The organism is Terriglobus sp. (assembly GCF_965201105.1).
In the GTDB taxonomy this organism is placed as follows: domain Bacteria; phylum Acidobacteriota; class Terriglobia; order Terriglobales; family Acidobacteriaceae; genus Terriglobus.
The window spans coordinates 736,468-762,908 of the sequence record NZ_OZ241741.1 but is presented as its reverse complement, the minus strand read 5'-3'; the positions used below and the strand labels follow the sequence as shown (position 1 = coordinate 762,908).

22 protein-coding genes and 1 tRNA gene are annotated in these 26,441 nt (G+C 61.7%); 9 read left to right on the top strand and 14 right to left on the bottom strand.

The window, feature by feature from the left end; genetic code table 11:
* Positions 1-116: 116 nt before the first annotated feature.
* The 6 genes from ACOFKT_RS03385 to ACOFKT_RS03360 form a co-directional block, all read right to left on the bottom strand.
* Positions 117-1,565, bottom strand: coding sequence for a glycoside hydrolase family 125 protein (locus ACOFKT_RS03385; protein ID WP_419806020.1), 1,449 nt, complete (start codon positions 1,563-1,565; stop codon positions 117-119).
* Between the two features lie 271 nt (positions 1,566-1,836).
* Positions 1,837-3,291 (bottom strand): M16 family metallopeptidase, encoded by a 1,455-nt coding sequence (locus tag ACOFKT_RS03380; protein ID WP_419806019.1) that lies wholly within the window; start codon positions 3,289-3,291, stop codon positions 1,837-1,839.
* Positions 3,288-4,682, bottom strand: coding sequence for a M16 family metallopeptidase (locus ACOFKT_RS03375; protein WP_419806018.1), 1,395 nt, complete (start codon positions 4,680-4,682; stop codon positions 3,288-3,290). Before ACOFKT_RS03375 ends, ACOFKT_RS03380 begins: the two co-directional genes overlap by 4 nt.
* 66 nt (positions 4,683-4,748) lie before the next feature.
* Positions 4,749-5,429, bottom strand: coding sequence for a hypothetical protein (locus ACOFKT_RS03370; protein ID WP_419806017.1), 681 nt, complete (start codon positions 5,427-5,429; stop codon positions 4,749-4,751).
* Complete coding sequence (locus ACOFKT_RS03365; RefSeq protein WP_419806016.1) at positions 5,429-9,280, bottom strand: Ig-like domain repeat protein; 3,852 nt, start codon at positions 9,278-9,280, stop codon at positions 5,429-5,431. The genes ACOFKT_RS03370 and ACOFKT_RS03365 overlap by 1 nt, the downstream gene beginning before the upstream one ends.
* A gap of 260 nt (positions 9,281-9,540) precedes the next feature.
* The gene (locus ACOFKT_RS03360) at positions 9,541-11,430 is read right to left on the bottom strand and encodes a M61 family metallopeptidase (RefSeq protein WP_419806015.1); all 1,890 of its coding nucleotides are present in this window, start codon (positions 11,428-11,430) and stop codon (positions 9,541-9,543) included.
* Positions 11,431-11,706: 276 nt separating this feature from the next.
* Between ACOFKT_RS03360 and ACOFKT_RS03355 the strand changes: the two genes are divergently transcribed.
* The 5 genes from ACOFKT_RS03355 (at position 11,707) to ACOFKT_RS03335 (ending at position 16,882) form a co-directional block, all read left to right on the top strand.
* Positions 11,707-14,799 (top strand): carboxypeptidase regulatory-like domain-containing protein, encoded by a 3,093-nt coding sequence (locus ACOFKT_RS03355; RefSeq protein WP_419806014.1) that lies wholly within the window; start codon positions 11,707-11,709, stop codon positions 14,797-14,799.
* A gap of 70 nt (positions 14,800-14,869) precedes the next feature.
* A tRNA-Ser gene (locus tag ACOFKT_RS03350) sits at positions 14,870-14,962 on the top strand.
* Between the two features lie 225 nt (positions 14,963-15,187).
* Complete coding sequence (locus tag ACOFKT_RS03345) at positions 15,188-15,604, top strand: hypothetical protein (RefSeq protein WP_419806013.1); 417 nt, start codon at positions 15,188-15,190, stop codon at positions 15,602-15,604.
* A 441-nt stretch (positions 15,605-16,045) separates the two neighbouring features.
* Complete coding sequence (locus ACOFKT_RS03340; protein WP_419806012.1) at positions 16,046-16,273, top strand: hypothetical protein; 228 nt, start codon at positions 16,046-16,048, stop codon at positions 16,271-16,273.
* Positions 16,274-16,339: 66 nt separating this feature from the next.
* A complete protein-coding gene (locus ACOFKT_RS03335) occupies positions 16,340-16,882 on the top strand; it encodes a hypothetical protein (RefSeq protein ID WP_419806011.1) in 543 nt (180 codons plus the stop codon).
* A gap of 15 nt (positions 16,883-16,897) precedes the next feature.
* Here ACOFKT_RS03335 and ACOFKT_RS03330 read toward each other — a convergent pair whose 3' ends face one another.
* From ACOFKT_RS03330 to ACOFKT_RS03315, 4 genes are read right to left on the bottom strand one after another with little or no spacing between them, the layout of a single operon-like run.
* On the bottom strand, positions 16,898-17,092 hold the full coding sequence (locus ACOFKT_RS03330; RefSeq protein WP_419807095.1) for a hypothetical protein: 195 nt from the start codon (positions 17,090-17,092) through the stop codon (positions 16,898-16,900).
* 7 nt (positions 17,093-17,099) lie between these two features.
* Positions 17,100-17,282: an SOS response-associated peptidase family protein gene (locus ACOFKT_RS03325; RefSeq protein ID WP_419806010.1), complete on the bottom strand. Its 183-nt coding sequence runs from the start codon at positions 17,280-17,282 to the stop codon at positions 17,100-17,102.
* Positions 17,282-17,536, bottom strand: coding sequence for an SOS response-associated peptidase family protein (locus tag ACOFKT_RS03320; RefSeq protein ID WP_419806009.1), 255 nt, complete (start codon positions 17,534-17,536; stop codon positions 17,282-17,284). The genes ACOFKT_RS03325 and ACOFKT_RS03320 overlap by 1 nt, the downstream gene beginning before the upstream one ends.
* A gap of 58 nt (positions 17,537-17,594) precedes the next feature.
* A complete protein-coding gene (locus ACOFKT_RS03315; protein ID WP_419806008.1) occupies positions 17,595-17,759 on the bottom strand; it encodes a hypothetical protein in 165 nt (54 codons plus the stop codon).
* Between the two features lie 156 nt (positions 17,760-17,915).
* On the opposite strand from ACOFKT_RS03315, the gene ACOFKT_RS03310 reads away from it, so the two are divergent.
* A complete protein-coding gene (locus ACOFKT_RS03310; RefSeq protein WP_419806007.1) occupies positions 17,916-18,284 on the top strand; it encodes a hypothetical protein in 369 nt (122 codons plus the stop codon).
* 299 nt (positions 18,285-18,583) lie between these two features.
* Here the strand turns inward: ACOFKT_RS03310 and ACOFKT_RS03305 are convergent, their stop codons facing one another.
* A complete protein-coding gene (locus ACOFKT_RS03305) occupies positions 18,584-18,997 on the bottom strand; it encodes a helix-turn-helix domain-containing protein (RefSeq protein ID WP_419806006.1) in 414 nt (137 codons plus the stop codon).
* Between the two features lie 84 nt (positions 18,998-19,081).
* On the opposite strand from ACOFKT_RS03305, the gene ACOFKT_RS03300 reads away from it, so the two are divergent.
* The 3 genes from ACOFKT_RS03300 (at position 19,082) to ACOFKT_RS03290 (ending at position 20,658) form a co-directional block, all read left to right on the top strand.
* Positions 19,082-19,795 (top strand): metallophosphatase domain-containing protein, encoded by a 714-nt coding sequence (locus tag ACOFKT_RS03300; RefSeq protein WP_419806005.1) that lies wholly within the window; start codon positions 19,082-19,084, stop codon positions 19,793-19,795.
* Between the two features lie 41 nt (positions 19,796-19,836).
* Positions 19,837-20,112 (top strand): HNH endonuclease, encoded by a 276-nt coding sequence (locus ACOFKT_RS03295; protein WP_419807094.1) that lies wholly within the window; start codon positions 19,837-19,839, stop codon positions 20,110-20,112.
* A 78-nt stretch (positions 20,113-20,190) separates the two neighbouring features.
* Complete coding sequence (locus ACOFKT_RS03290; RefSeq protein WP_419806004.1) at positions 20,191-20,658, top strand: hypothetical protein; 468 nt, start codon at positions 20,191-20,193, stop codon at positions 20,656-20,658.
* Positions 20,659-20,931: 273 nt separating this feature from the next.
* Here ACOFKT_RS03290 and ACOFKT_RS03285 read toward each other — a convergent pair whose 3' ends face one another.
* The 3 genes from ACOFKT_RS03285 to ACOFKT_RS03275 form a co-directional block, all read right to left on the bottom strand.
* Positions 20,932-21,222 (bottom strand): hypothetical protein, encoded by a 291-nt coding sequence (locus ACOFKT_RS03285; protein ID WP_419806003.1) that lies wholly within the window; start codon positions 21,220-21,222, stop codon positions 20,932-20,934.
* 632 nt (positions 21,223-21,854) lie between these two features.
* Positions 21,855-23,996, bottom strand: a complete 2,142-nt coding sequence (locus ACOFKT_RS03280; protein ID WP_419807093.1) for a DNA polymerase — start codon at positions 23,994-23,996, stop codon at positions 21,855-21,857.
* A gap of 2 nt (positions 23,997-23,998) precedes the next feature.
* Complete coding sequence (locus tag ACOFKT_RS03275; RefSeq protein WP_419806002.1) at positions 23,999-26,314, bottom strand: phage/plasmid primase, P4 family; 2,316 nt, start codon at positions 26,312-26,314, stop codon at positions 23,999-24,001.
* Positions 26,315-26,441 lie beyond the last annotated feature (127 nt).

Genomic DNA, 26,441 nt, shown 5'->3' with positions numbered 1-26,441 from the left:
CGACAGGTCCCGCGAAGAACGTAACGACCAGCTGACGCAGCTCGTGTCGGTAATGGTGAGTCGCATTCTCGTCAGCAATGAACGGATGCTCTCGACGCAGTAGACGCGCCTTGCTCTTACACGTTGAAGTTGCGGAGGAGTGCGGGGCGTTCGGCCTGGAGTTTGAGGCAGAGTTCGCCGAAGAGGCCGTTGGCCCAGCTGAACCAGGGGCGGGTGTACTTCGACGGGTCGTCCTTATGGAAGGCCTCGTGCATGAAGCCGGTTCCGGCGGTGGTGTTGACGAGGGTGCGCAGGCATTGGGTGATCTCGGCGTCGCCCGTGCTGGTGAGTGCGCGGATGAGGATGGACATGGGCCAGATGTAGTCAAGGCCGATGTGGGGGCCGCCGATTCCCTCGCCCGCGGAACCGCGGAAGAAGTAGGGATTGTCGAGGCTGAGGGCGTAGGCGCGTGTGCGTCCGTAGAGCGGATCGGGCTCCGAATCGCTATGAGGCACGAGTTGCAGATAGGCAAGCGACAGCAGACCGGGGGCGTTGGCATCGTCCATGAAGAGTGTGTTGCCGTAGCCGTCTACCTCGTAGGCGTAGATTTCGCCGTGGACAGGATGATGGACGAGGCCGTGGGCCTGGATGGCGGCGCGCACTTCGCGGGCGAAAGACTGGGCTTCGCTGGCGAGGCTGTCGTCGTGCAGGACGGCGGTGCTGATCTCTGCGATGCGGTCGAGGGTGACAGCGGCGAACAGGTTCGCCGGGATGAACTGCGGGTAGATGCAGGCATCATCGGACGGCCGGAAGCCGGAGCAGATGAGGCCGTTGGCGCGGGTAGGGTTGCCGTAGCCGGCGAGCGGCAGCGTGTCGGTTGGGTTCACGGCCTCGCGCTGGAAGTGGTACGGTCCGGGGCCGGTTTTGCGCTGCTGTTCGCGGAAGGTCTGCACGATGCGGTGCGCGCACTGCCGCCAGGTGTCGTCGAAGGCGGAGGCGTTGCCCGTGGCTTTCCAATAGCCGTGAGCAAGGCGAACGACGTAGCAGAGCGAGTCGATCTCCCACTTGCGCTCGGCGACGCCGGGCCGCATGTCGGTGCGGTCGTGCAGGGCCCAGGTCAGGGCGTGATCGGTGGGATGACGCGTGAAGGAGTTGGCGTAGCTGTCGAGCAGGACGAGGCGCGCCTGGCGGCGGACGACACCTTCGATAAGGTCGCTGAGAGCGTGGTCCTGTTTTGCGAAGGGCAGGTACGGCCACATCTGGGCGGCGGAGTCGCGCAGCCACATGGCGTCGATGTCGCCGGTGATGACGTAGGTGTCGGGCTTGTCGTCTGCCGTGCCGGGAAAGACGGTGGTGTCGAGGGTGTTCGGGAAGCAGTGCTCAAAGATTTGCTGCAACTGGGGGCTGGCGGTTGCGGTGCGAAAGTTTTCGATGGCGCGCTCGACGGCGACGGAGGTGAAGCGACGCTTGGCGATGGGCGGCCGGCCGGAGAGGCCGGAGAAGGCCGCGGTGCTGTATTGGGCCGGGAGGGTGCTGGCGGCGGTTACGGCGGCGGTGCCTAACAGGAGATCTCTACGATTGATCACTGGAGGATGGTAGCGCGTCGGAGGCCCGGCTGAAAGCGTGGGTATTAAGTGGCTTGCGACGATAAATTGAGGACGAGAGAATGTTTCGATGAATCTTCTCTACGCGCAGAGTGCTCCGCAGGTGCGGTAAAAACGCAGGTTTCTCCACTGCGCCCCACGGTGAAGCTGTGGGGCTTCGGTCGAAATGACACTCTGTGAGTGGAGCCGGGCCGGAGCTAAAGCCCTTTTGTCACGATGATTTATCAGGGCCTGAAGGTTCCTAAGACGTCGGTTAGAAGCCGGGGTCGGTGATTTTGCGCTCGGTGACGTTTGGGCTGAACTTGCGAATGGTTGGGCCGATTTCAGAGGCTTTGCCGACCACGACGAGAACGACGTCGGTGCTGGCCGGGAAGTCACGCGCGAGCAGGCGTTTTGCATCCTCGGGCGTGGTCTGCTGCGTTTTGACCAGGTCGCGGTTGAAGTCGTCGCGAGTGATGCCGTACAGCTCGTTGTGCGCCAGCGTTGCGGCGACGGACTGCGCTGTTTCCAGCTCCGGCGGCAGGGTGCCCGCGATGGTGTTTTTGGCGCTGGTCAGCTGATTGGCGGCGAAGCCCTGGGCGCGCGCGGTGTCGAGCACTTGCAGGGTTTTGTCGATGGCGTTGCCGGTTGTTGCGTTGCGGGTAAAGGTCGCGATGGTGAACGGGCCCGCGACGCGGTTTTCGCTGAAGGAGGAGCTGGCGCCGTAGGTGTAGCCGGTTTTGATGCGGAGCTCTGTGTTGAGCAGCGAGGTAAAGCGGCCGCCGAAGAGTTCGTTGACCACGTCCAGTTCGCCACGGTCGGGGTCGGTGGCGTTGATGCCGATGTTGCCGAGGGCGAAGTAGGTTTGCGTCGCGTCGGGCTTGTCGACCAGCAGAACGCGGCGGCCTTTTACGGGCGCCATGGCGGTGAGCGGCACGGGCGCGGGAGCCTTGCCCTGCCAGCCGGCAAACGCCGCGTCCAGTGTGGACCGCATGGCTTTGGCGTCGAAGTCGCCGGAGACGGCGAGGATCGCGTTGCCGGGCGTGTAGTTGGCCTTGTAGAAGGCGAGCACGTCGTCGCGCGTGATGCGCTTCAGCGACATCTCATCACCGGTCGACGGGCGGCCGTAGGGATTGCTGCCGAAGAGGAAGGCGCGATAGTACAGGCCCAGGACGGCTTGTGGATTGTCCTTGCCGGAGCGGACGGCGTCCTGGCGCTGCGCGAGCAGCTTGGTGAACTCGGCTTCGGGAAAGGTGGGGTGCAGCACGGCGTCGGTGAACAGCGCGAGTGCGGATGCCTGGTCTTTTTTGAGGAAGTTGGTGGTGACCTGGGACGAGTCGAGCAGGACGCCCGAGCCGTACTGCATGCCGATGGTGTCGATGTCGTTCGAGAACTGGTCGGCGGAGCGCGACGCGGTGCCACGGCGCAGAAGTGCCGCGGTGATGGAAGCCGTGCCTTCTTTGCCAGCCGGGTCGGCCACGGAACCGGATCGCAGTACCAGATTCATGGCCACGAGCGGGACTTCATGTTTTTCGAGCAGAAGCACCGTCATGCCGTTGGGCGTGACGTAGCGTTCATAGGCCGGCAGGACGTAGGGTTTGGGCGGCGGCGTGACGATGTGGTCGGGGTTGGATGGGGACGCCGCAGCCGGGGATTGCGCCAGGGCGGCGAGACCGGCAAAACCGAGAACGATGGAGGTGAGCCGCATGGTGTGAGTGAGGCGGATCATTCGGCACCGCCTTCGCTGGCGGCGGGAGAGCCCGCGGGAGTGTTGGTGTCGACGGCGGTTGCGTCAGGGACGAGCGTGGCCACGGTGCGATTGGATGCGACGAGGTATTTGTTCAGGACGCGCTGCACATCGGCGGCGGTAACGGCGTTCACAAGCTTCTCCTCGTCGTTCACGTGGGTCCAGCTGCCGAAGAGGACCTCTGCCGCGCCGATGGCCTGCGCGCGACCGGCGATGGTCTGTTGCTCACGGTAGTTCTGCGCGACGATCTGGTTCTTGGCCTTGGTCAGTTCGGCGGCACCCAGGGGTGTCGTTCGCAGCTTGTCCAGCTCGGCGTAGATGGCGGCTTCCACCTTCTCTGGAGCGACACCGGCGCGGGGCTGGTGCTGGATGGAGAACAGGCCGGGGTCCATGGTTTCGTCCTGGTTGGAACCGATGCTGAGGGCAAGCTGCTGACCGTCCACCAGCGAACGGTACAGGCGGGAGCTCTGGCCCGTGCTGAGGATGGAGTCAAGCACCAGCAACGGGTAATAGTCGGGGCTCTTTACATCGACGGTGTGCCAGGCGATGAACTGCAGGGGCAGTTCGGCAGGTTTGCGCACTTCCACGCGGCGTTCGCCATGCTGCGGCATGCCCTTGGTGCGCACGGGTGGTGGCGGTGCCGGGGCGGGGATGTTGGCGAAGTACTTGTCAGCCAGCGCGAAGACCTCGGCCGCCTTCACATTGCCGACGACCACGGCCGTAGCGTTGCGCGGCGAGTAGCCCATGGCGTGGTAGCTTTTGAGGTCATCGATGGTCCAGCCCTCGATGTCCGACGGCCAGCCGACGACGGGCCAGTGGTAGGGGCTGCTCTCAAACGCGGCGGCGCGCAGGGCTTCCTCAAGCGTGCCGGGGTTGCTGTTGTCGGTGCGCAGGCGGCGCTCGGAGTAGACGACCTGTCGCTCGCTTTCGACCACCGCCGGAACAAAGGCGAGGTTTTCCATGCGATCGGATTCGGCGTCCATCACCAGTTCCAGCGCGCCTTGCGGGGTCCAGTCCTGGTAGACGGTCATGTCAGTCTGGGTGTAGGCGTTGTTGGTGCCGCCGGCGTTGTCGAGCGCGGCATCGAACTCGCCTTTGCCGTAGCGTTTGGCGCCATTGAACATCATGTGTTCAAAGAAGTGCGACAGGCCGGTGATGCCCTCGTGCTCGTTGCGCGAACCCACCTTGTAGAAGGTGTAGAAGGCGATGTTGGGAATGGAGCTGTCTTCCTGCACCAGCAGCTTCATGCCGTTGCCCAGCGTCTTGCTTTCCACGTGAATCTGCGCGGAGGCCGGTGCGGCTGCGCCCATGGCGAGTACCGCGGAAAACGCTACCAGCAGCCGCGGGGCCGCGGTTCTGAACCACCTTTGCATGCAGCAGTCCTTAAATCGGATGTGACTGCATGATACGGCAGCCTGACCGTGAGACGCTGTCGCAGGCTAGAAGTGGGCGGAAAAGCCGCTGGAGACCCGAACGTCGCGCTGAATGTTGAGCTGGCCGTTTGGCAGGTAGGTCTGGACAAAGTCGGCCTGGATGACGCGAAAGCCGATCTTGCGGCCAACGCGCCAGTCCACACCGGCGCCGCCCTCGATGGCGAGGTTTGTGGCGTTCTTGACGACGCCGCTGCCACTGGATCCGGGAAAAAGGCTGTTGAAGGCCTGGACGCGGCCGCCCAGGCCCTCGGCAAAGACCTGCAGCCGTTTGGGGGCGCGGCTGGGGCTGCCGGTGCCGAGGGTGTAGCGGAGGCCGCCCAGGTAGGTGTATTCCGAAAGGTCGATGTGGGGCGCGATGTTTGCTGCACGCAGGAAGTACAGGTCGGCCACGGGACCGAGGCCGTGAAACGCGTTGTAGTAGACGTTGCCGCCGATGCCGGTCATCAGAAAGGTGCCATCGGTGCCGGTGACGGTCTTGGATCGCTGCGCGCTGAAGGTAACGGCGACGTCCCATCGCTGCTCCGACTCGACACCACCGTGTGCTCCGGGCCGCTGTTCGGAGCCGCGTAGCCGGTCCAGGAAGCGCCGGTGCTGCGCGGAGACGGCAGTCACGGAGGTGAGGCACAACAGGGCCGCCGCAAGCACCTGCCACCACAGAGCGATTGGTTGGATTGAGTGCCTTCTCACTACTGCACCTCCAGCGTGACAGACGCGGTATGGCTTAGCGAGCCGGAGTTGGCGCTGAGCGTGAGAGGGTATGTGGTCTGCGTCTGGTCGAAGTAGCCGACGCCTGTGCCGCAGCCGCTGACGGAGAGGAGCATTGCAGAGGCGAACAGCACCGCAGCGAGCACGCCGGCGCGGCGCATGCGCGTGGAGCCGCGCCGCAGTCGAGATCCGAACGGCAGAAGCAACAGAGCGACCGCGAGCATGGAAGTCTTGCCGCGCCAGGGGGACCGCTCAACCTGGCTTTTCAACGTTGCGGCTGTGGTGACCGCGAGCGTTACGCCGGTTGTGCTTGAACCGCTCGCGACGGTGGACGGGGTTACGGTGTAGGTTGCGCCCGAGGGCAAGCCGCTCAGGGTAAAGGTCACGTCGCCGGCCAGCGCCGTGGTGACCGTGGGTGCAACGGTGAACTGGTACGTCGCGACCTTGCCTCGCAGAACGGATTGCTTGTTCGCCGCGTTGGGCGCGAGCGCCAGGGTAAAGTCGGCGACGACCTCCGTCAGGGTCGCCGAGGCCGCTGTGTAGTTCGCGTCACCGCTGTAGGTTGCGGTGATCGTCTGCGATCCGGCGGGCAACGTGCTGAAGGTCAGCATCGCGACTCCATTGCTGCTGATTGCAACACTGCCGAGAGGCGTGGAACCGTTGACGAATTGCACCATGCCGGTCGGCATTGTGGTACCGCCACTGACCTTGGCGGTGAGCGTAATGGAGGAGTTAAGCAGGACCGGCGAGGCTGACGAGACCAGGGACATCGCCGTGGCGCCCTTGGTCACGGCGAGGGTTGCCGTTGCCGAACCACTGCGGTAGGTGTTCGGGTCGGTTGGGGTGAAGGTTGCCGTTACGGTGTAGCTGCCGACGGGCAAGGATGTGGCGCCGGTGAGCGGCGTTGCTGCCGTGGCGTAGACGAACGTACCCGGAACCGCAGCGCCGTTGTAGGTTGCGGTCGCGTTCAGCACGGGCGCGAGGCTGCTGCCGAACGGCACCGTACCGCCGGAAAAAGTGAGGACGGGCGTGTTCAAGTCACGCACGGTGAGGATCACAGACGCGGTCAGGGTCACGTTGCCGTAGTGGTCGGTGTCCGACGGAACGAAGCTGACGTTGAGGGTGGTGTTGCCGACGGGAAGCACGGTGCCGGCGGGCGGCGTGTAGGTGTAGGTGCCGGCAAGCGGCTGGCCGTTGCTGCCGGTTGCGGCGGCGTTCAACTGCGCCGTGCCGAGCGGCGTACCGGTGATGATCGGCGCGGGGGTGGCCCATGTAAGTTTCGCGACGGGCCGCACCGAGATGACGGTTTGCGTGACGCGCGGGGCGGCATAGAAGGTCGAGGTGGCCGCCTCGTCGGCAGCGACAACAATGGTACCCACGCCGGTGACGACGAGTTGGTCGTTCACGATGGTGCCTGGGCCGGAAAGAACCGAAAAGGTGACGGGCAGGCCCGTGGGCGTCAGTGGCGGAACGTTCACACCGCCGGTGGCCGAGAGCGGGATCGGTGGTGTGCCATAGGTGACCGGGCTGTTAATCGGTGCGAAGTCAATGAATGGAGCGGCAGGCTGCACAACGAGTGCGTAGTCCTGCTGAAGGGGCAAGAAGTTTTGGTCTCCGGGGTAGCTGAGACGAAACGTATAGGTCCCGGGATCAAGCGTTCCAATGGGTGCGTCTTCGTCGATGCTGTTGACCTTGAATGAGAAGCTAGTGGTGCCTGCAATCAGGACAATGCCGCTGCTGTTCAGCAGGGTGTAGTTGACCGCAGGTGTCGGCAATGCAATGCCGGTGCCGGAGTACTGGCCGGAGAGAACAAACGCGGTACGGATAATTTGCAGCCAATGGTAGGTCGGCAGCGAGACGGTGTAGACCGACGCCGCGCGTGCGACCGTCACGTCGACCGTGGCGTTCTGAGCGGAGGGCGCGTAGTTGCTGTCGCCCGAGTAGGAAACGGCGTAGGTGTGATTGGCCGTGGACGGCAGGGTGACCGTGGTTGTGGCGACGCCGTTGCTGAGGCTTACGCCCGCGGCGATGATGGTGGATCCCTCAGAGAACGTGACGGTGCCGGTCGGAATGGGGCTGCCACTGGAGCCGCTGTATACGGTGACGAAGAGGCTGAGCGGCTGACCGTACACCAGCGACGTGGGAAGCGAGACGAGCGCGATGTTTGCCTGTGCGGTTGGGGCGGCGGCGATGCCCTGCACCGCGATGCTATGTGCAAGCGGCGCGGCGGCGGCCGACTCCGTCAGAACGACCCGGCCGGAGACGTTGCCGGCGGAGGTCGGCGTGAACTTCACCTGAAGCGAGCAGCTTTCGCCGGGTGCGAGCGCCTGCGCGGCGCTGCTGCTGGAGAGTTGCGGGCAGGTCTGGGTGTTGCTGAGCGGGAAGTCGGCCGTGGTGCTGGGGTTGGTTCCAGCCGCGGGCGTTGCCAGGGTCAGGGGTGCATTGCCCAGATTGCTAACCGTAACGGTCTGCACGCTATCAGTGCTGGTCTGGCCCACGGCGGTCTGTGCAAAGGTCAACGCAGCGGCGCCTCCGGTCAGACGGGCTACAGTGGCCGGGTCCGATTGGGCCAGAAGCAAGACGCCGCCATCGCGCTGCGCAGCAACCTGGACGGGACCGGAGAGGAAACGCATTTCGGAAGGCGGCAGGACCGGACTGATCGTGTGAGTGGCTGCGTCGATGCGACGCAGGCCGTGGCCCTGCTCGGCGATGTAGAGGTTGCCGAGAGGGTCCACGGCGAGGCCGGAGAGCGTTCCCAGGGCTGCCGAGGCGGCGGGGCCGTTATCACCGCAGTTGCCGTGGGTGCAGGCGGTTCCGGTGCCGGCGACGGTGGTGACCAGGTGGGATGTGACATCGACGCGGCGGATGCGGGACTCGGCCGCGTCCGCCAGCAGCAGATTGCCCGCAGGGTCGATCGCCATGGCGCGAATCGCGTTGAAGGTGGCGTGGGCGGCGTCGCCGCCGTCGCCGCAGGCCGCTGCCGGGTCGGCACAGGCAGAGCTTCCCGCGAGCAAGGTCCAGGTGCCGCCCTCGAGGCGCAGGACGCGGTTGGTGAAGGCCAGCAGAAGACGGCCCTCCGGATCGACGGCCATCGCGGTGGGAACGGCAGAGGTGTCGGCGGGGATTGCTGCAAGTTCGATGGGGGTGAGCGCGCCTGTTCCGTCCACGCGGGTCACGGTGCCGTTAGCCTGTGCCAGGAATACGGTGCCGTCCACGTCCGCGGCAAGAGCGGTCACGGGGCCGGAAGCCGGGAGCGCGGTTGCGACGAGAGTTGTGCTGCCGGTCTGGGTGTCGAGCCGCAACACCCGGCCGGTGGAGGCGGCGGCCAGGTATGCCGTGCCGTCCGCGACGGAGGTGAGCGCGGAAAAGCCCTGACCGGATTGCGACTGTACCGCTATCGCTTCCACCAGGCCGGGCGTAAATGCCGCCGCCGCGCCCAGACCGGTTTGACGGATCCGCGCCAAACCGAGCGTGTGACCGTCGGTGCTGCGCAGCAGAAGGGCGGCTGAAGCCGCACCGGGTGCAACGGGAGCGAAGGCGACGGCAACCGTGCAGGTGTCGCCCGCGGCGTAGAGTTTGCCAGCGGCGCAGGTGCCGCCAGGAACGATTTGAAACTCGTTCGCAGCTGCGGGTGCGAGGGAGATGCTGGCGGCTGTTCCAGCCGAGCGTACCGGAACCGTGACGGTCTGCGTCGCGGAGGTGCTGCCGACCGTCTCTGGTGCAAAGGCGGGCGGCAGCGGTGCGGCTTGACCCTGGGCACTCTGAAAAGACGAAAGGCATGCCGCCAGCAGAGCGAGCGCGGATGCGTACACACGAGATTTTGGGCGTGACATGGATCTGCCTCGAGTACCAGATGGTCTATGCACACGGTCTTGCCGGCAGGATCTTGCAACCGGCCTTGGTTTCGTTCCGTGCAGCGCTCATCACACTCCACCGGGGACGTGGGGGCCATGACCAAACTTGGTGAGTTACCTATTGGGTACGCGAGGAGGCGGGCCTGGGGGTATCCCCCAAAGGCGGCATGGCGGTTGCCGATGGTGCTGCAATCGGCCAACGGACTGGCGCTTCCAGCAGACGCTACGGCGAGGTTTGGCTAACGCGCCTTGCTGTTGAGCCATGCGGCGCGGAACTGTTGCTGTGCCGGGGTCAGGGTGTTTCCGGTGGTTTCGACCGGAACGCACTCGAACTGCCGTGACTCGGCAAGGGTCGCTGTCGCCTGCACCTCCTGACCGCCGCGCCGGCGGAATACGAGTGCCAACGCGTCGCCCGCCTTGTGGGCTGCAACGATCTTGCCGAGATCATCGGGACCGGTGACCGGCGCGCCCGCGACAGAGACGAGTTCGTCGCCCCGGTCGAGCCCAGCCTGGTACGCGGGAGAGCCGGTCGTGACCGGGTCCCGCAGAACGACGGCAGTTCCCTGCTTTTCAAGCCGGCCGATGCCAAGGAAGGGCGGATCGCTGCGCGGCCGCAGAACGAAACCGGCCTGCAGCAAGAGTGACGCGTAGTCGATCTTTTCGGTACCGGCGATGTAGCGGCGCACAAAGTCGGCAGCAAATGCTGGATCACCGCTGACGTTGGCGAGCTGCTGCTGCACGTCGGCGAGGGTGTAGGGGTGGCCGACGAGGCCAGGCGCCGGGCCGCCCGGTTTGCCATAGGCGCGCCACATGGCACGCATGAAGTCGTCGAGGGAGACGCGGCCGTTTGTGCGCTCGCGAAGGGAAAGGTCGAGGCCGAGAGCGACGACCTCGCCGTAGGTGTAGTAGGAGACGAAGGTGTTGTTGAAGTCCGTGGGAAAGAGGTCGCTGGCGCCGTCGACGAAGGGTGCGAGACGGCTCATGTCGACGGCGGAACGGTAAGCGCTGCCAGGGGTGTGGAGCACATAGCTGAGCGCGCCGGCGAAGCTGTTCATGCCGTCGGAAGCTGTTGTAAGGCTGGTGCGCAGCATGGCGAGTTCGCCGTAGTACTGGGTGAAGCCTTCGGCAAGAAACATTTCGCCGGACATGTTGACGTCGGTGAAGCGGAAGGGCTCCAGACCCTCGGGCCGGATGCGCTCGACGTTCCAGTTGTGGAAGTACTCGTGCGCGACGGTGGGAAGACTGAGGCGCTTACCGGTGATCACGGTGCTGTTGCGGTGTTCCATGCCGTCGCCGTTGTCCCACGGCTCGGCATCGATGAGGAAGGTGTAGTAGCCGGGTTCGTAGTGGGGCAGTTCGCCGAAGACGGCTTGTTCTTCGCGCACCAACTTTTCGACGCCGGCGCAGTAGGTGGCGAACTCGGCATCGGTTGCCGCGGCATGGGCGACAACGCGAATGGTTTGTGGTTTGCCAGCCGGCGTGAGCGGGGCCACGGTGAAGGTGTGCAGGCGGAAGTGGCTGAGTTCGGCCGGGCTGTCCATGAGGTACTGCAGGTTGGGCGCGGTAAAAGTCTTGGGATCGGCGGTGGGATAGAGCTGGGTTGCGATCTGCCAGTCCGAGCCGGGCGGAAGGGTGAAGGTGAGACGGACGGGAGCGTTGTCGAGGCCGTGGGCCCAGAGGACCGTCGCGGGCCAGTTGAGGTGTGCGTGGGTCCTGTCGACCGCGAGAAAGGTGCCGTCGACGCGGTCGCCGAAGAGGTGGTAGGTGACGCGCACCGTGCCGTGATGACCGATAACGCGCCAGGAGCGCGGGTCGGGCCGCGTGACCGTGAGTGGTTGGTCGCTTTCGTCGGTGAACCGTTCCTGGAAGAGGTTTGAGGCGAACTCAAAGGCGGCGTAACGGCCCGGTGAAGACCGGCTCATCTGGACGTCGAGCGGCTGTGGCGGTAGGTTACGGAAGGTCGCTTCCACGTCCATGACGTGATGCACCGCGTCGGGAAAGGCGAAGCGGTACTCGACATTGGCTGCGGCGGGCGCGGCTTGCGCGAGGGACACGGTGGAAGCGGCTGCGGTGACGAGCAGGCTCCCGCATAAACGCGTGGCGCATTGGCGGAACGTATGCAGTTTCACGATGCCACATGATACGTGGTCACACTGTGCCATCCGGAAAAATGCATCGGGTGAAACGTTTCGGATGTGTTACAGTTTGGCTACTTTACCTGAAAACTGATCGCGGATGTCGCTCTGTGAGCGGTGCCGCAGTGCATTTTCCGGTCCTGTTCCTTTCGGCGTTCCTGCTGGTCTCGCAGCAGATCCGAAGGCTTTTCCCCGATGTCTGCTACGCGTGGAGCAAGCTTTCCAACGCGGCCCTGAGATGTTCCCCTTGCACACTTTTGGAGGCTGTAGATGAATCGTCGTTGTTCCCTTCTGGCGCTTGCCGCAATTTCGTCGGTACCTGCGCTTGTACTGGCGCAGTCCACCGCGACCCTTTCGGGCACGGTGAAAGATCCCAGCGGAGCTGTGCTGCCCGGCGCCCAGGTGGTCATTCGCAACCTGGGCACGGCCGTGGAGCGCACGGTGACGAGCGACGCCGCGGGCCAGTACGTAGCGCCCTCGCTGGCGCCGGGCGACTACACGGTTCGCGTGACCGCCAGCGGCTTTGCGCCGTTTACGGTGCAGCGGCTGACCCTGCAGGTGGACGCGAAGACGAACCTGGATGCGCCGCTGGCACCCTCTTCGGCCGGGGAGACGGTTGAGGTACAGAGCGGGACTTCGCTGATTCAGGCGGAGAGCATTACCGTCGGCCAAGTGATCGACCGGCAGACGGTGCAGGAAGTGCCGCTGAACGGCCGCCACTTTCTGGACCTGACGGTGCTGACGCCGGGTGGCGTGACCGCGCCCGCGAACGGCAACCTGACCACGCCGAGCCGCGGCCTGGGGGCGAACAGTTTTATCACCGCAGGCAATCGCGACGACTCGTCGAATTTCCAGATCAACGGCGTAAACCTGAACGACCTGGTGCAGAACCAGATCACGTTTCAGCCGTCGATCAACACGACGTCAGAGTTCAAGATCAACAACCAGACGTACTCGGCGGAGTACGGCCGGTCGTCTGGTTCCATCGTGAACGTGAGCACGCGGTCGGGCACGAATGCGTTTCACGGCGAGGCGTTTGAATATGTGCGCAATGAGGCGCTGGACGCGCGCAACTACTTTAACCAGGCGGGCACGCAGCGGCAGGCGCCGTTCAAGCGGCACAACTTCGGCGGTGCGGTGGGCGGTCCCATCTGGCGGGACCACACGTTCTTCTTTTTGAGCTATGAGGGTTTGCGGCAGGCGCAGGGGCTGACCATCAATAGCGGCGTGCCGACAATTGCGCAGCGCAACGCGGTGACCGATCCTGTGGCCGCGCGGCTCTTGCAGTTTGTGCCGCTGCCGAACAATGCCGCGGGCAACCGGTTTGCCGGCATTGCCGCCGGCCCGGTGCAAACGGACCAGGGTACGGCGGACATTGCGCACACGTTCAGCCCGGCCGATACGATCCACGGTTTCTATGCGCTGCAGCAGGACAAGCGTACCGAGCCCACGCTGCAGGGCAACACCATCACCGGGTTCGGTGACAACCGTACCGCGCGCCGCCAGATCCTGACCATCAACGAAACGCACGTGTTTTCACCGAAGCTGGTGAATGAAGCGCGGCTTGGATTTAACCGCATCGCGATCTCGTTCAACCCCAACGTGACCACGGACGCGACGACGCTTGGCGTGGGCACCGGCAACACCGGCGGGACCGGAATTCCGCAGATCACGATCACCGACGTGGGCCTGAACTTCGGCGGGCCGGCGGGCTTTCCTCAGGGACGTGAAGATACGTTTGGCATTTTTTCGGACGCGGCGACGTATGTGGTGGGCAAGCACTCCATCAAGTTCGGAGGTGAGTTCCGGCGGTTCCTGAATGCTAACTTCACCGGAGATACAGGTACGGTCGGCTTTACCACCTTCAACAACTTTGCGCTGGGTCACGCGACCAGCTACTCCATTACGCCGGGCCTGATCAGCAATCGGATTTATGCGAACGCGGCGGGTGCGTTTGTGCAGGACGCGTGGAAGATTACGCCGAACCTGACGGCGGAACTCGGCTTCCGCTTTGAGTGGAATGGATCGCCGGTGGAGGGCAAGAACCGCTTTGTGATGTTTGACACGGCGACAAACAGCCTGGTGCCGGCACGCACGGCGAGCTACGGATACGGCCAGAGCCCATACCAGCAGAACCTGAACTATGAGCCTCGTCTCGGCTTCGCGTATGACATGTTCGGCAATAACAAGACGGTGTTGCGCGCGGCGTATGGATACATGGCAGACCAGCCGGAGACCAACGTAGTTTCCGGTCTAAACAGCAATCCGCCGTACCGCAATGCGGTGACGTATAGCACCACCGCCTCCCAGCCCTTCATCACGGTTGAAAACCTGTATGGCGGCGCGGGAGCGGCGGGTATCGCGATCAGTGCGGTCAACCGCAACCTGCGCAATGCGTACACACAGACGTTCAATTTCAATGTGCAGCAGGAGTTGCCGTATGGTGTGGTCGGCTCGATCGGGTATTACGGTTCGGTGGGCCGCAAGCTGCGCCAGCCGCTGAACATCAACCAGCCGAACCTGGCCACAGGCGTGCGGCCATTTGTGCGGCTCTCCGCAACGAGCCCGGTGCTGCCGAATGCAGCGACCTCGGTCAACATCAACCAGGTCACTTCGATCGGGCAGTCGAACTACAACGCGATGTGGGTGACCGCGGCGAAGGTCTTCCGCAACGGGCTGAACTTCAATTTCAACTACAACCTGAGCAAATCGCTGGATCTGGGATCGCTGTCGGGCACCGCGTTCCAGGACGCTACGCGGCCTTACCTGAACTACGGTCCGTCGGACTTCGATACGCGCCATCGCATCAGCTTGAACGCGGTGTACCAGTTGCCGTTCAAGGGCAATCGCCTGGTCGAGGGATGGCAGATTTCCGGCATCACGCAGTGGCAGACCGGCAATCCGCTGAACATTACGCAGACGAATACGACTTTCACCGGTTCCACGGGCGTGGCGCATCCGAACAAACTCGCGCCGTACCAATACCTGAAGACGAAGACGAGCCCGACGACGCTGCAGTGGTTTAACCCCGCCACGTGCGCCGCCGGAACTGCCCCGGCAGGCTGCATCTATCAACTGCCCGGAACAGCCGCATTCGGCAATATCAGCCGCAACTCGATGGTGGGTCCCGGCTTCGCGGATACCGACATCTCGCTGGAAAAGAACACGACGATTTTCGAGGGGCTGAAGTTCCAGTTCCGCGCGGATGCGTTCGACGTGTTCAATCATGCGAGCTTTGGGAACCCGGGAACGTCGGCCGCCGTCACCTCGACCAACTTCGGTGTGATCTCGTCGACGCGCTTCGCGGTGGGCGACCTGGGATCGTCGCGCCAACTGCAGTTCGTGGGCAAGTTGATCTTTTAGAGGCGGAGCGCGTCCGCTATAATCAAGCTCGTTCGTCGGCCATGCCTGAAAAGGGTGGCCGGCGCGCCGCGGAGAGTTGGCCGAGTGGCTGAAGGCGGCGGTTTGCTAAACCGTTATAGGGTCAAAAGCTCTATCGGGGGTTCGAATCCCCCACTCTCCGCCAGCCTTTCTTTCACCACCCCGAAAACTACGAAAATCGCGAAAACATTGGCGAAATCGAACGGTCGACTGGCGTCCATCCCGTAAGGAACGTCACGTCCGTCATGCCCGTTATAGCTGAAAATTGGGCTCAAGTGGTAGCCAGAGTGGTAGCCATCGACAACTCAGTTCCGTGTTGAGCGACTTGCTTGCTGCGTGTCGCCTTCAGGCATAAATTTGCGTCACATCCATGAAGCTTCAGATCCTGAATCGCCTCTGCGCAGCGTTTGCCATGAGCTCTGCTCTGACGCAGCAAGTCCCCTCTGTTCAGGTGCCAGTCGCGACCGTCGTTGCCGGTCAGGTGCTGTCTGTGACCTCTAATCTCCCTGAGCCGTTTACCACGACCTACGACTTTAGCAATCTCGCCGTGTACACGAGAGTCGGCACGACATCGCCGGAACACGCAAGCTTTCACTGTCAAGGACAGATCCAGGGCACCGTGAAGGAGTTGGTGCTCTCCTGCCAAACCGCAAACGACCTTGTAGCGGGCGAATATCGGGTGAGTACCCCCGTGAAGGTGTCCAAATACATGATCGGCCCGCGCAGGACTACGCAGGCTTACGGTTCGACTCCGTCATGTCCAAGCTGCCCCTCCTCCTCCGCCTGAACCGCCTCTGATTTTTCCAAGCTTGGTGACGCCCATTTCCAGTTGACGGCGAGCCAAGCGTTCTTCGATGGATCAGTTAGAGCACGGACCCTCATTGATGAACTCAGCAAGACTTTCAAAAACGGGATGCTGGACAATAAGCAGAATCGGCGCTACCTGCTTTCCCAGGTCGCTGCGAGTCAGACTCTCGTTCGCATCACCAAAGAGCGGTATGAGACTGCACTTAGGCGTCAGAGCGGAGGTCCGCCTCCGTCGACACCCGCACTATTTGAGGATTTCAGGCTCAGATTGGCGAAGATCGAAGCCAACCCAACGGAGGCAAACAGAAGTCCGCCGTTGAAGGCCAGAGTGCCCACTTGGTCTTGGCGCAACTCGCAAGCAGAGCGGAGAACATCGAGGTTTGGCGAGCGGTGCCGGGCTGAATAAGATCTCGCGGCACTTTTGATCGTTGACACGGACATTGCACACGGGTTCGACACGGTCGGCAAGACGGGATCGGCGGTTTTCAAGTGGTCGATCACCACCGTGCCTGATAAGGCAGACATCTTCTATTCCAGCCTAGCGAACCCTGAACAAAAAATGGTCAGAGCCAACGAACCAGAAGAACCGCGAGCTGCCCCTTCTTATCTGGACTTTCCGTGTGAGTTGGAATGGATGCTCGAAAGTTGAGGAGCCAGACCCTTTTCTGAATAATCCGATTAACATTACGCTTACGAAAACCGGGTGCAAAGCCCAGTGAGCTTCGTCAGGTTCAAAGCACTATGGATCGCTCTCCAGGTCGCTGTCTTTGGTATACCTGTCGCCGGTCTCATCGAGCAGAATGCGCGTTTCTCTTTTCCACCGCTAGGTGACAACAGGGGCCTTTGGTGGTTCATCGCGATGGTAGTGGCGAGCACTGCTGGCGTCCTACCATACAAGCTCGCGATCAAGGGTCGCCTCAGCAACAAGCTGCTGTCTCTATTTGCGATTGCTCTAATATTTGGGACCACCACTCTAGCTCTCGAAGCGAGCTACGTCGTGACGATCACAAAAACCGGCGAACAGCCGATCCTTGTGACGCGAGGCAGTGTACGGCAGGCGCACTTACCATCACGCTATGTAAGCATGAGCGACGAGAACCTGATCAAACACGCGGGGTTGGGTGACGACGGCTTACAGGCTGCCTACACCTCCACATCGCTGTTCCTGAACCGCTTTCAGATATGGCTTGCCTACACCGGCTTTGTAAGCTCCATCGAGTTTCTGCTAGGAACGTTGGCTGTGAGCCAACGTTCCTGATCCCACCTGGCTTGCTCAGTCCTTCCTAAGGATCTCACCGGCTATTCGGCTCCACGAACATGTCCTCCGCCGTATTCCCGTCAGTTCCGCCCGCATCGTTTCAGCCTCGAACGGCCCGAGGAGGTCGACCGGCAGATGCTCCGTCGCTTCCCGCGAAAGCCAACGGTCGTAGTCATTGACGTGCAATATGACAGGCATGCGTGTGTGGATCGACTCATCAACTCGTTGGGATCAGTCGTGATATCGTAAAGCCCTGCGGGCACTCGCTGATGGCGGGGGTTTTCCAGGCACCCCAGAGCCCGGCAAACGCGAACGGCAGCCCATCGACCATTCCGATCTCGTACTTGGGATTGTTTTTCGCCCTGATCTTGTGCCATTCGTAAAACGAATCTGCTGGCACTAGGCACCGGTGCCGGGCAAACGCATTGCGCCGAATGCCAGCCTCTCGATCCCCTCAGCGCGTGCGTTAAAGGTGGTAGGCGGGAACTTCTCGGCAGATTTGTGCCAGGAGGGTATGAAGCCCAATTTTGCAGCTACGAGTTCCCTTTCGCCGGTGTCCCGATTTGCTCGGGTGATCGGCTGGAGAGTGGTTGAGCGAATGTCGTCGTCAGGAGCGAAACTCAGATCGGAGATGCCGTTAGCCGTGTGGAACAATCTCGGCGAGGTGCTACTTGTCGGATCGGCGACAATAGCGACCGCACATGGAAGCGAGCTATCTGGCCATTCCGGCGAGTTCGTAAACCTCTGAGTAGGTCAGCAGCTTGCCGTCGACGTTCACGAGCATTTCACCTGCCGTGGTTACTGCTCCGCCTTCAACACGTTGACCTTTGTCGCGAAGGATCTTGAGGGCATCGTCGAGTTTCGGAACAGAACTCATGTCCGATAGTATGCGCCGCGTTGGCACCGGCAGCCTAGACGTGATTGTCACACCCTGACCGTATTGGGTGATTGCTCATCGCAGCGTTGCTTATAAGCTCCGGTCATGCGCTGCCGAATGCTTCTAGCTGTGACTTGCGCGGTCCTAGGTGCGTCTGTGATGAACGAGGCCCACGCCGACGACAAGACGGACGTCATCTTCTCCTGTGACAACACCGTTGGCCGTGCGTATGGCCGGGCATTCCGGGATTTGCTCGCGAAGAGCCCTCGCTACCACGAACTATCCGACACCGCAGAGAATCGGAAGAAGGCCGTTAATGTCGGCGTCGTCTCTATTGAGGAAAAGGCCGGGGGTGATTCCGTTGGCGCAGCTGCCTTTGCTTCGGTGTTCCTCTTGGACAGCGTCTACCTCGACCACGTCGTGCAGTCATGTGGAGTTAACAAGAGTGAAAAGTGTGCGCAGGACCTGTTCGATAGTTTGGACGAAGACGTGGACGCGCTTAAGAAGGCGTTAGCAGAGAAGTAGCTGTTTGCAGCAGTGCGCCCGCTATAACAGAGAAACGCCCTGGGCCAGAGACCCACGGCGGTCTACTAGCGCACAGCCGCGTCCATCGCGGACGGGGCCATCGACCTGGAAGACGACTTTGTGTGCGCGCTGGCTCGCGTCTCGTGCGCGATGACAGAACCACCATCACACATGGTGCGGGGTTCCGACTGTGCCACCTCCGTGTCATGGGCGAGCTTCGAGCGCAGCCGAGGAGTCGAAAAAGGGTCAACAGATCCGGCACTGGAGGCAGTCAGGGTGGCAGGTTGAGGGAGCGCAGATTAGCTCAATTTTGCAACCGTCCTGTCCTCACAGTCGGTGCTTCCGGTTCCAAAGAATACCGAGGGCGCGACGTTGAACCGCCGGGCAAGAGCATCAATCTGCGGCGCAGTCAGGTCCCGTTTGCCACTCAAGATCAGTGAGATGTCCGACGGCGTGCCAATCTCTTGCAAATGTTTCTGAGTAAGCCGGTTGGAGTCGAGCAGGAACTGCAGCACCTCGACAGGTGAAGCCTGAGGCATGTCGTACGCCTCGCGCTCGTAGGTTTGGATCAGCAGCGTTAACAGACCGATAGCGGCGGCTTCGTCCCCGTTTGGCTTATCGATGGAGGTCAACGCAAATAGCTCCTCGGTGTACGCGGCAAGCTGCGTATCGTTGGCGATCAGGTGCGGTGCACCCTGACGTATCAGTTCCACGCAGGTCGTGTAGGCTACACCCGTCCTTGCCTTTTTGCACTCTCTTGTGTACTCCTAAGTGGTCTAAGGCGTCACATTGTAGCGATGTCAGACCTCCGCCTCACGATCCTCAGTGACAGTCATGAGCTACACCGTGATCTGGACAGCTTGCCCGGCGGTGACATCCTGATCCACTGTGGCGATTTTAGCTTCTTCAGCAAAAGTATCAGGGCCATCGAAGACTTCGCCTCTTGGTTCGCTGCACAGCCGTATCGTGGAAAGCTGCTGACGTTCGGCAACCACGAATGCCTGTTCGAGGCGGAGCCGAAACGCAGGTCCATCTTTGAGCGCCAAGGCATTTCTGTCCTCAATAACGAAGGTGTCGAGATCAGCGGCCTGAATATTTGGGCCAGCCCAGTGACTCCACTGTACGGCGGCGCTTTCGGCCTGTCGTCCCCGCGAGATCGGGAGCAACACTGGGCAAAGATCCCGGACGACACAGACATCCTAGTCACGCATGGGCCGCCGCATGGCATCCTGGACTGCATTCCCGGGCAGACTGAGCACCAGGGCGACCCGGAGCTGCTGGCTGCGGTGAAGCAAGTGCAGCCGTTATTGCATGTGTTCGGCCATGTCCATGGTGCTTACGGGATCGTCGAGCAGGACGGCACCAGCTACATCAATGCTGCCCTCCTCGGGATGAGTGGTGGGCTAGAGCATCCGCCGGTGCACATGCGGATCCCGCGACGCGAGCGCAGCCTGTGTTCCGATGACGACAAGCGGCAACCTTCTACGTTGAAGCCAAATCGATTGCTGTGATGGCGAACTAAAGCAAGAAAGCGCGACGAAAACGGGTAAAGATCCGCAAGCTCAAGGGTGCCACGATCGAAGAGTCCAGGATCCTTCTCTACAAGCGCCAAAAGGGCCTGTGCTGGTATTGCAGACAGCCCTGCCGGTTGCCACTTGAAGGATCCGTTGCTGACCACGGTAGGGACACCTTCACCCTTGACTACATCCTGCCGCTGTCACAGGGTGGAACCAGCAAGATGGGCAATCTCGTCGGCTGCTGTAGAAGATGCAACGTTGCGAAAGGCGCTAAAGTGTTACCGCCTGCGTTGCTAAATCTCGTTCGATGACTGAAGCAACAGCAGCCGCGTGCTGGCCAGCCCTGGAAACCTTGGATTGACCCCGAGCCACCCGCATTGGAGGTACCCGTGATCGATATAGCCGCAGGACTCCCACAGCTTCTGCCCGCCGCAATCGCGTGGGCAGAAGAGCAGGAGCGCATTTATGCCGAGCGAGGTCGGCCTCTGAACGACCAAGAAACCAAATTGGCACAGAGCATCGGCGTGATGCAACCGGATTCGGTGCGGCTGGCCGTAGTGAGTGGATTACCGACTCCGACCGAGCCCGTGCTCCGGGCCGCAGCCAACCAGATCGGCTTGACGAGCGCAGCGGGGCTCACGCTCGGTCACACCATACTGCTCACGCAAAATCATCTTAAGCGTGTTGAGCTCTTCTCCCACGAGATGGTGCACGTGCGGCAGATGGAGAGGGCTGGCTCGCTTGCTGACTTTCTCGCGGTGTACCTTCAGCGGCTGTTCGACCACGGGTACTGGGACGCGCCGTTTGAAGTCGAGGCACGGGCCCATGAGGTTTTGAGTGGCCCAAGACAACGTTGAGCGATAAAGCGCAGAAACTCAAGCATCTGGATGCCCTCCGTGACGAGTAAATTGACCTGTCGGACATCCCGCTGCAGAAGCTCAGGCCTAGAGAAGAGCGCATTTCGTTCGCTGAGTTCGTCGCCACAAGACCCGCAAGGAACGATGCTTCGGGCTCACGAGCTTTCGTGCTCAAAATCGACGATACTGATTAGTGCAGCTTGAAGGCTCACCCCAACAACTTGGTATATCGCGATGTACAAAGCGGCCAAAAAACTGCACTTTCCCCCACCGCTATCGGCTGCCAGCCTGAAGTCTGGATCGTCTTTGATCGAGCCACGGCTTAGCTGGCGTCCATACTGCATCGTCGGAGATAGGCGGAATGTCACAGAAGTCGATCTCATCGTCCGGGAGGCTGTCGAGAGCAGCCATTGCTGCCTCAATCTGCTCCTTAGTCTGCTCTGCAATGTGTTTCACATGCTTTCGCTTCCCTGAATCGCGGAACACGGACGGCCTCACCCTGAAGCGCTCGGCCAGCGCCCCGACCTGCGCGCCCGTCAGCTCCTGCTTACCGTCCAAATTCACTTGCACGTGGTCCTCAGATCCGATGCCCCGGCAGAGACCCGGCGTCTAGGCCGTTGGCTTCGAGCAGGTAGGGGAGGACCTCACCAGGTGTAGCGTATGGCAGCGGGTACCGCACCTGCTCATAAGCCACGATGGCAGCGGACAGTCCCGAGATCTCCATTTCCTGGTCTGGGTAGCATCCGGGAGCGACGTCAGCGAGAACAGCCGCTGCGTCGCCGGGGCAAGCTGTTCGTCGTTCGTGGTGGGAATCATGGTCCGATCATAGCCAACTGTTCACCCCGGGGTCGGCATGGACAGCGCTTTAACCTCCGCTGGAGCGAGAGGTGCTCACGCCGGTCATATGGCTTGCAGTCCCATTCATATTGCTCGATCACTCTGCCGTCCGGCAACATGTTACCCACAACATCAGACGTCACTGCCCATGTTCCATTCAAGATCGCCCAAAGCCGTTACCACTCGCTACGGCCTCTAGGATCAGCATGAGAGATGTCTACAGGTGTCTCCTTTCTCGGCCGGAAGACACGACGGGCCATCGACAGCTACACGAAAGAATGCGGCGTTCAAAGGCACAATCCTTTTGGGACAGCCAGATTTTCGCAGCTCCAGCTCGGCCGCTGCCGACTTAAGCGGAATCAGCACCAACTGTGGTCCGTGTGCGTATCAAGGCTGACCGGGATGTCAGGGCCGAGTACCTCCCTTCCAGCATCCAGCATGGCGCCTTCAACGCTCGCCGTGGCTGCATCTGCTTCACGGATCGGCACCTCTAGTACGAGCTCGTCATGTACTGGCAGCAGTAGCATGCGCTTGATCGTCGCTGGCAACTTCCTGACTGCACGGGCAAGGATGTCGGCCCCGCTCCCCTGCCCTTGGTAGTTAAGCGCACGCCTGAGCGAATCCAGAGCGACGACCGGACGACCAGATAAGGTCGTGGTCTCGAATAGGCGCGCCGGATATTTAGGCAGCTGCAAGCAATGCTGAGAAGGATCCCACAGCTTCAGTTTCCGATACACTTCACGGGAGCAGCAGTACCGCGTCCAAAGGTGCCACAAGCGGATCTCTGGGTACAGTTCGAACCATGCATCCTGCGCAGCGGCAGCATCCAATGAGCTCCATTCGAGACCATAGCTGTCGATGCCGTACTGATGCAGGCCCGCCGGGCTCATGCCATACAGCAGGCCGAAATTACAGGCCTTCGCGAGTTGCCGTTCTGATCCGAGCTCGCCTTTAAGCTGGCCGCGGTCCTCCGGACTCATCGCACCCAGGGCAGCGAGCACATCTTCAGCTATGGTCAGGCGACCGCTTCGCCTGGCCAGGTCCACTGCCGTTACGAGGTGGAGGTCTATGCCTGACTGGAGTGCTTTCTTCATTGTCTGGGTACCCTGACCGAGTACGCGATGACCTGCCGCGAGAGTTGCCATCCGGTACCACGCTGCGTTCCTCTCCGCTGCATAGCTGGGCCATGCAAATCCCTCCTGGCTTTTCGCTCCGAGCGATATGAGCCGAGTCCACCAATCGTCCTCGGCGCCACGCTGCTCGATGTCACGCACCGCCCGAGCCGCTAGCGCTGCCGCGATGCGGAGTTCCACGCTCGAATAGTCGACGGACAGGATGCAGTGCCCCTCCCTTGCTTTGATCAGACCCCGCCACTTCGGACAACGAGGGAGATTCTGGAGTGCAGGATGACGGCTGCGCGATCGACCCGTGCACGTCTTCAACGTAATGAGGGAGTGGACCCTGTCAGTCTCATCTGTGTTCCGGATTAAGCCTGCGACTAGCGTCCGCTTTGGCAAGATCAAGCCCTCTTTCAGGCGCACTGCGGATGCCATGTCGAACGGCACGCCCCGGACGTGCGCTTCCGCCAACTCGATGGTGAACTGTGCGTAGTCGGTGTATGTGGCAGCTCTCACAGTGCTTCCTGCAAAGGCGTCACGAAGCCGGCCGTTTGGCAGGCATTCCTTCCAGAGTTCCTTGATCTGCTCGATCTTGAGGTGGCAGTGACTGTGGTGTTCCGCAGAGAGCTTGCTGAGAGACCATGCTGCGTGGCTTCTCATCGTTGTGGCACCAAGAGCTTTGAAGCAGGTGGCGACGTACTCCAGTGACAGGCTCACGTTGCCGTTCTTACGATGCAACATCTTTTCCGAGATCAATGACCGGGGATCATCCGCCTTTGCCGCCCATGCGAAGGGTCGCAACAGCGCCGCCGGCTTCAGGTGCTGCACGAGCAACATGGTGTCGACGATCTCTGTTGGACGGGCAGACGTCTCCGCAAACAGCCAGGAGCAGGTCGTTGCTAGGTCGTGCCCGATGATCTGCTTGGGCGAAAACAGGGCCGACAGCAGCCTGGTCTTGTCCTCACCGGTGGTGCGGTCCCAATCGAAGCAGACAGTGCCAACCTGCTCCAGGTCGATGGTGACCGCCCGGATACGCGGCTTTGAACTCGCGCATACACCAGGGTGAAGCGCGCGATAGCTGCTCCAGGGGTCTTCCCCGATACGGGTCTGACGGTGTACCCGCCTCGGAGGGCTGAAGCGGGTTGGCGCCGTAGTCTCGATGTGGACCACAGCAGAGTGCGCTGCTCGGATTTCCTGCTCGAGCACAAGTGGCAGGCAGACATAGAACCCCACGGCGTCGAGCTGCTGTTCCCGAAGCTGCTCCAGTACGAGCGTCCGTTGACCCTTGAGGAAGATTTCTTCCTCATCGTTCACCTCCGCACCGATCCAGAAGCCACTCCCATCTGGTCGGACCGCGAGGTGCTCCAGGAGTTGTTTGATCACCCTCAAGCCGCCCTGCTTCCGCCAGGCAGGCGAGGCGGCAGGCTGGTCAGCTCCGTCGGGCACTTCTGTGCTGGCTCAGACACGCAAATGCCGGCAATAACCTGGGACCTGATCGTCAAGCCTGACCACATCATGTAGCCAGCACTGTCTTTCCGGTTCACGTAACCCTTTTCGGCGAGCTCGCGCCCCCAAGCCGGACGACTTTTCCTTTCGCACGATTGCGTCGTGCACCAGACCGAGTAGTCATCGTAGAGCACCGACGAGCCTGTACGGTTGCTTTGACCCACCAGGACGTTATCGTCAAGCCACTGCTGGATGTGGTCGCATCCTGCACGCATTTCTTCCGTTGCTACCTTCGTTGTCGTGGGCAGCAAGAGCCCGTGTTCGAGGTACTTCTTGGCCCCACGCACCATCCAGACCAGGATGCCCGGCAGTTCCGCTTTAAGCCGGTCCATAAGCGTCCTGTCACGTTCGCCTTCTTGAATGGTCTCTGGCCACTGGATGACGTGGATGCGACGCCATGCACCATGTGAAGTGTCGGTCATCTCTAGAAGATGATTGGTGGAAAGGTGAACCTTGCACTGAGGCACGAAGCTGAAATGCGAAGCATACATGTGCCGCGCGGTGATCGGCTCGTCACCCGCAAGACGCTTCAGCACCCCCGTCGCCAACGTGGTCCGCTCCTCGGTCTCGCTGATCGTGGCCAGCCGAGCACCATCAAGATGTGCGAGTTCATACCCCTGCTCCCGGAGATCCGACCTGCGATCTACCAACGCAGGGCCAGCGACGGCGGCATACCTGCCCATGGCTGCGAGAATGGTACGAATGAAGGTGCTCTTGCCATTGGCACCGCTGCCGCGATGGATGAAGATCGCCTGTTCCCGGGTCAGCCCAGTCAGCGTGTACCCGGCAATACGCTGGAGAGCCTCCCGCATCTCTGGATCTGGTTGCACACGCTCCAGAAAGGCTAGCCAGAGCGGGCTTTCCGCCTCTTCATTGTAGGTTGCACCTGCTGACCGGGTCAGGTAATCCGTAGGGCGCGCGGTACGAACTACGCCGGTGCGCAGGTCGACGATGCCGTCGCGCAGTCCGAGGCTGAGCGGGTCGCAATCCCAACGGTCGTCTGAGACTACCAGCTTGGGTTGAGCGAGGCTCAGCGCGTCCTCGACGGCCTGCAGTCGACCCAGGCCGTTGCACACCTTGATCGTGGCGGAAATAGCTTGCTCTACGGCTTCAGCCCACGCCGACACCTCCTTCGGGCGATCCTTTGAGGTCACCGGCCAGCCCCGAAGGTTGCGCCGCAGCAGCCCGCTGAACGCATCCGCGGTAGACAGCAGCTGCTGACGAAAGTCTTCGACCAGCGTCAGCCGTTGATTCAGGTCTTTGTCCTCCACCCACTGCGTACCGCTGAATACCATCCATCCACGCGCTGGTGAAGACGCGAGTGCCTCGCGGGCTGACTTAGCGAATCGAGACGCCACGATCGTGTCGGGAAGCCCTTCCTGCCTGATCAGGCCTGCCAGGTGAAGCAAGGGCAGAGCGCGCTTCACTGGCCCGGCACCGGCGGCTACCAGCCAGTCGTCCAGCCCTTGCTTTGCGACGCTCTCTTCAGCAATATCTCCTTCCTGGCCCTTGGACCGAACAGGCGGGCAGAACTGCGCGTACGCTTCGCAACCCGACTTCCGCAGTGAATTCGCCAATGTTGTGAGGCCCGCTTTCGCCTGTCCCTTGTTCGGATAGAGGAGGTCAGAGTCGCCAAGTACCAGGACCCTCTTGAACCTTCGCGCGAGCTTCAACAACTCGGGCATGGCCGGCGTTGCTTCTGAGGTCTCCAGACCCTCATGCTTCTCCACGGCGCGAACGCTCGGGTCGGCCCAACTCCAGACACCCTGGATCCCGACGCACGCGATCCCCTCCTGCACTGCCTTGGCCGCCTTCTTCTCGCCTTCCGTGACGACCAGCAGGTCGACACCGTTCAGATCTTCGAAGGCTAGGGGGATGTAGAGGGCTGCGTCATCACCAGCGCCCCCGGAATAGCGCTGGCCTTGCGACACCGCCCTCAAGCGAACACGACTATAGGGTGCACCGGTCTGGTCGGCCAAGCCCTGGTACGGAATCGCGTACCCACCGCTCTCTGATTGAACACCGAGGCGATCCGACACCTCCTCCACGGAAAGGGAGACGACGCCCATCTTTTGGATCGTCAGGTCCGAGAGGCCGCTGCGCCGCAGATCCGCGAGATCGAGTGAGGCGAGTGACTGTGCTGACCCGGACGTCGGATTAGCTGCGCTGTCATGTTGCGTGGTGGTAGCTTCCATGGAGGCATATACCGCTTGCTTCCTCCGAGGGAGCTTTTCGACTTGATCTTTTTCAGCGGTCTTGGTGGCGAGCTGCTCTGGAACGGAGGAGTACGGGGGGTACGGAGGAGATTTGCAACACACCCCT

Excerpts from the sequence above, each read along its gene's own strand:
- ACOFKT_RS03380 (WP_419806019.1), bottom strand. The coding sequence starts at position 3,291 with ATGATCCGCCTCACTCACACCATGCGGCTCACCTCCATCGTTCTCGGT.
- ACOFKT_RS03315 (WP_419806008.1), bottom strand. The coding sequence starts at position 17,759 with ATGAGTTCTGTTCCGAAACTCGACGATGCCCTCAAGATCCTTCGCGAC.
- ACOFKT_RS03345 (WP_419806013.1), top strand. The coding sequence starts at position 15,188 with ATGAAGCTTCAGATCCTGAATCGCCTCTGCGCAGCGTTTGCCATGAGC.
- ACOFKT_RS03365 (WP_419806016.1), bottom strand. The coding sequence starts at position 9,280 with ATGTCACGCCCAAAATCTCGTGTGTACGCATCCGCGCTCGCTCTGCTG.
- ACOFKT_RS03300 (WP_419806005.1), top strand. The coding sequence starts at position 19,082 with ATGTCAGACCTCCGCCTCACGATCCTCAGTGACAGTCATGAGCTACAC.
- ACOFKT_RS03375 (WP_419806018.1), bottom strand. The coding sequence starts at position 4,682 with ATGCAAAGGTGGTTCAGAACCGCGGCCCCGCGGCTGCTGGTAGCGTTT.
- ACOFKT_RS03355 (WP_419806014.1), top strand. The coding sequence starts at position 11,707 with ATGAATCGTCGTTGTTCCCTTCTGGCGCTTGCCGCAATTTCGTCGGTA.
- ACOFKT_RS03275 (WP_419806002.1), bottom strand. The coding sequence starts at position 26,314 with ATGGAAGCTACCACCACGCAACATGACAGCGCAGCTAATCCGACGTCC.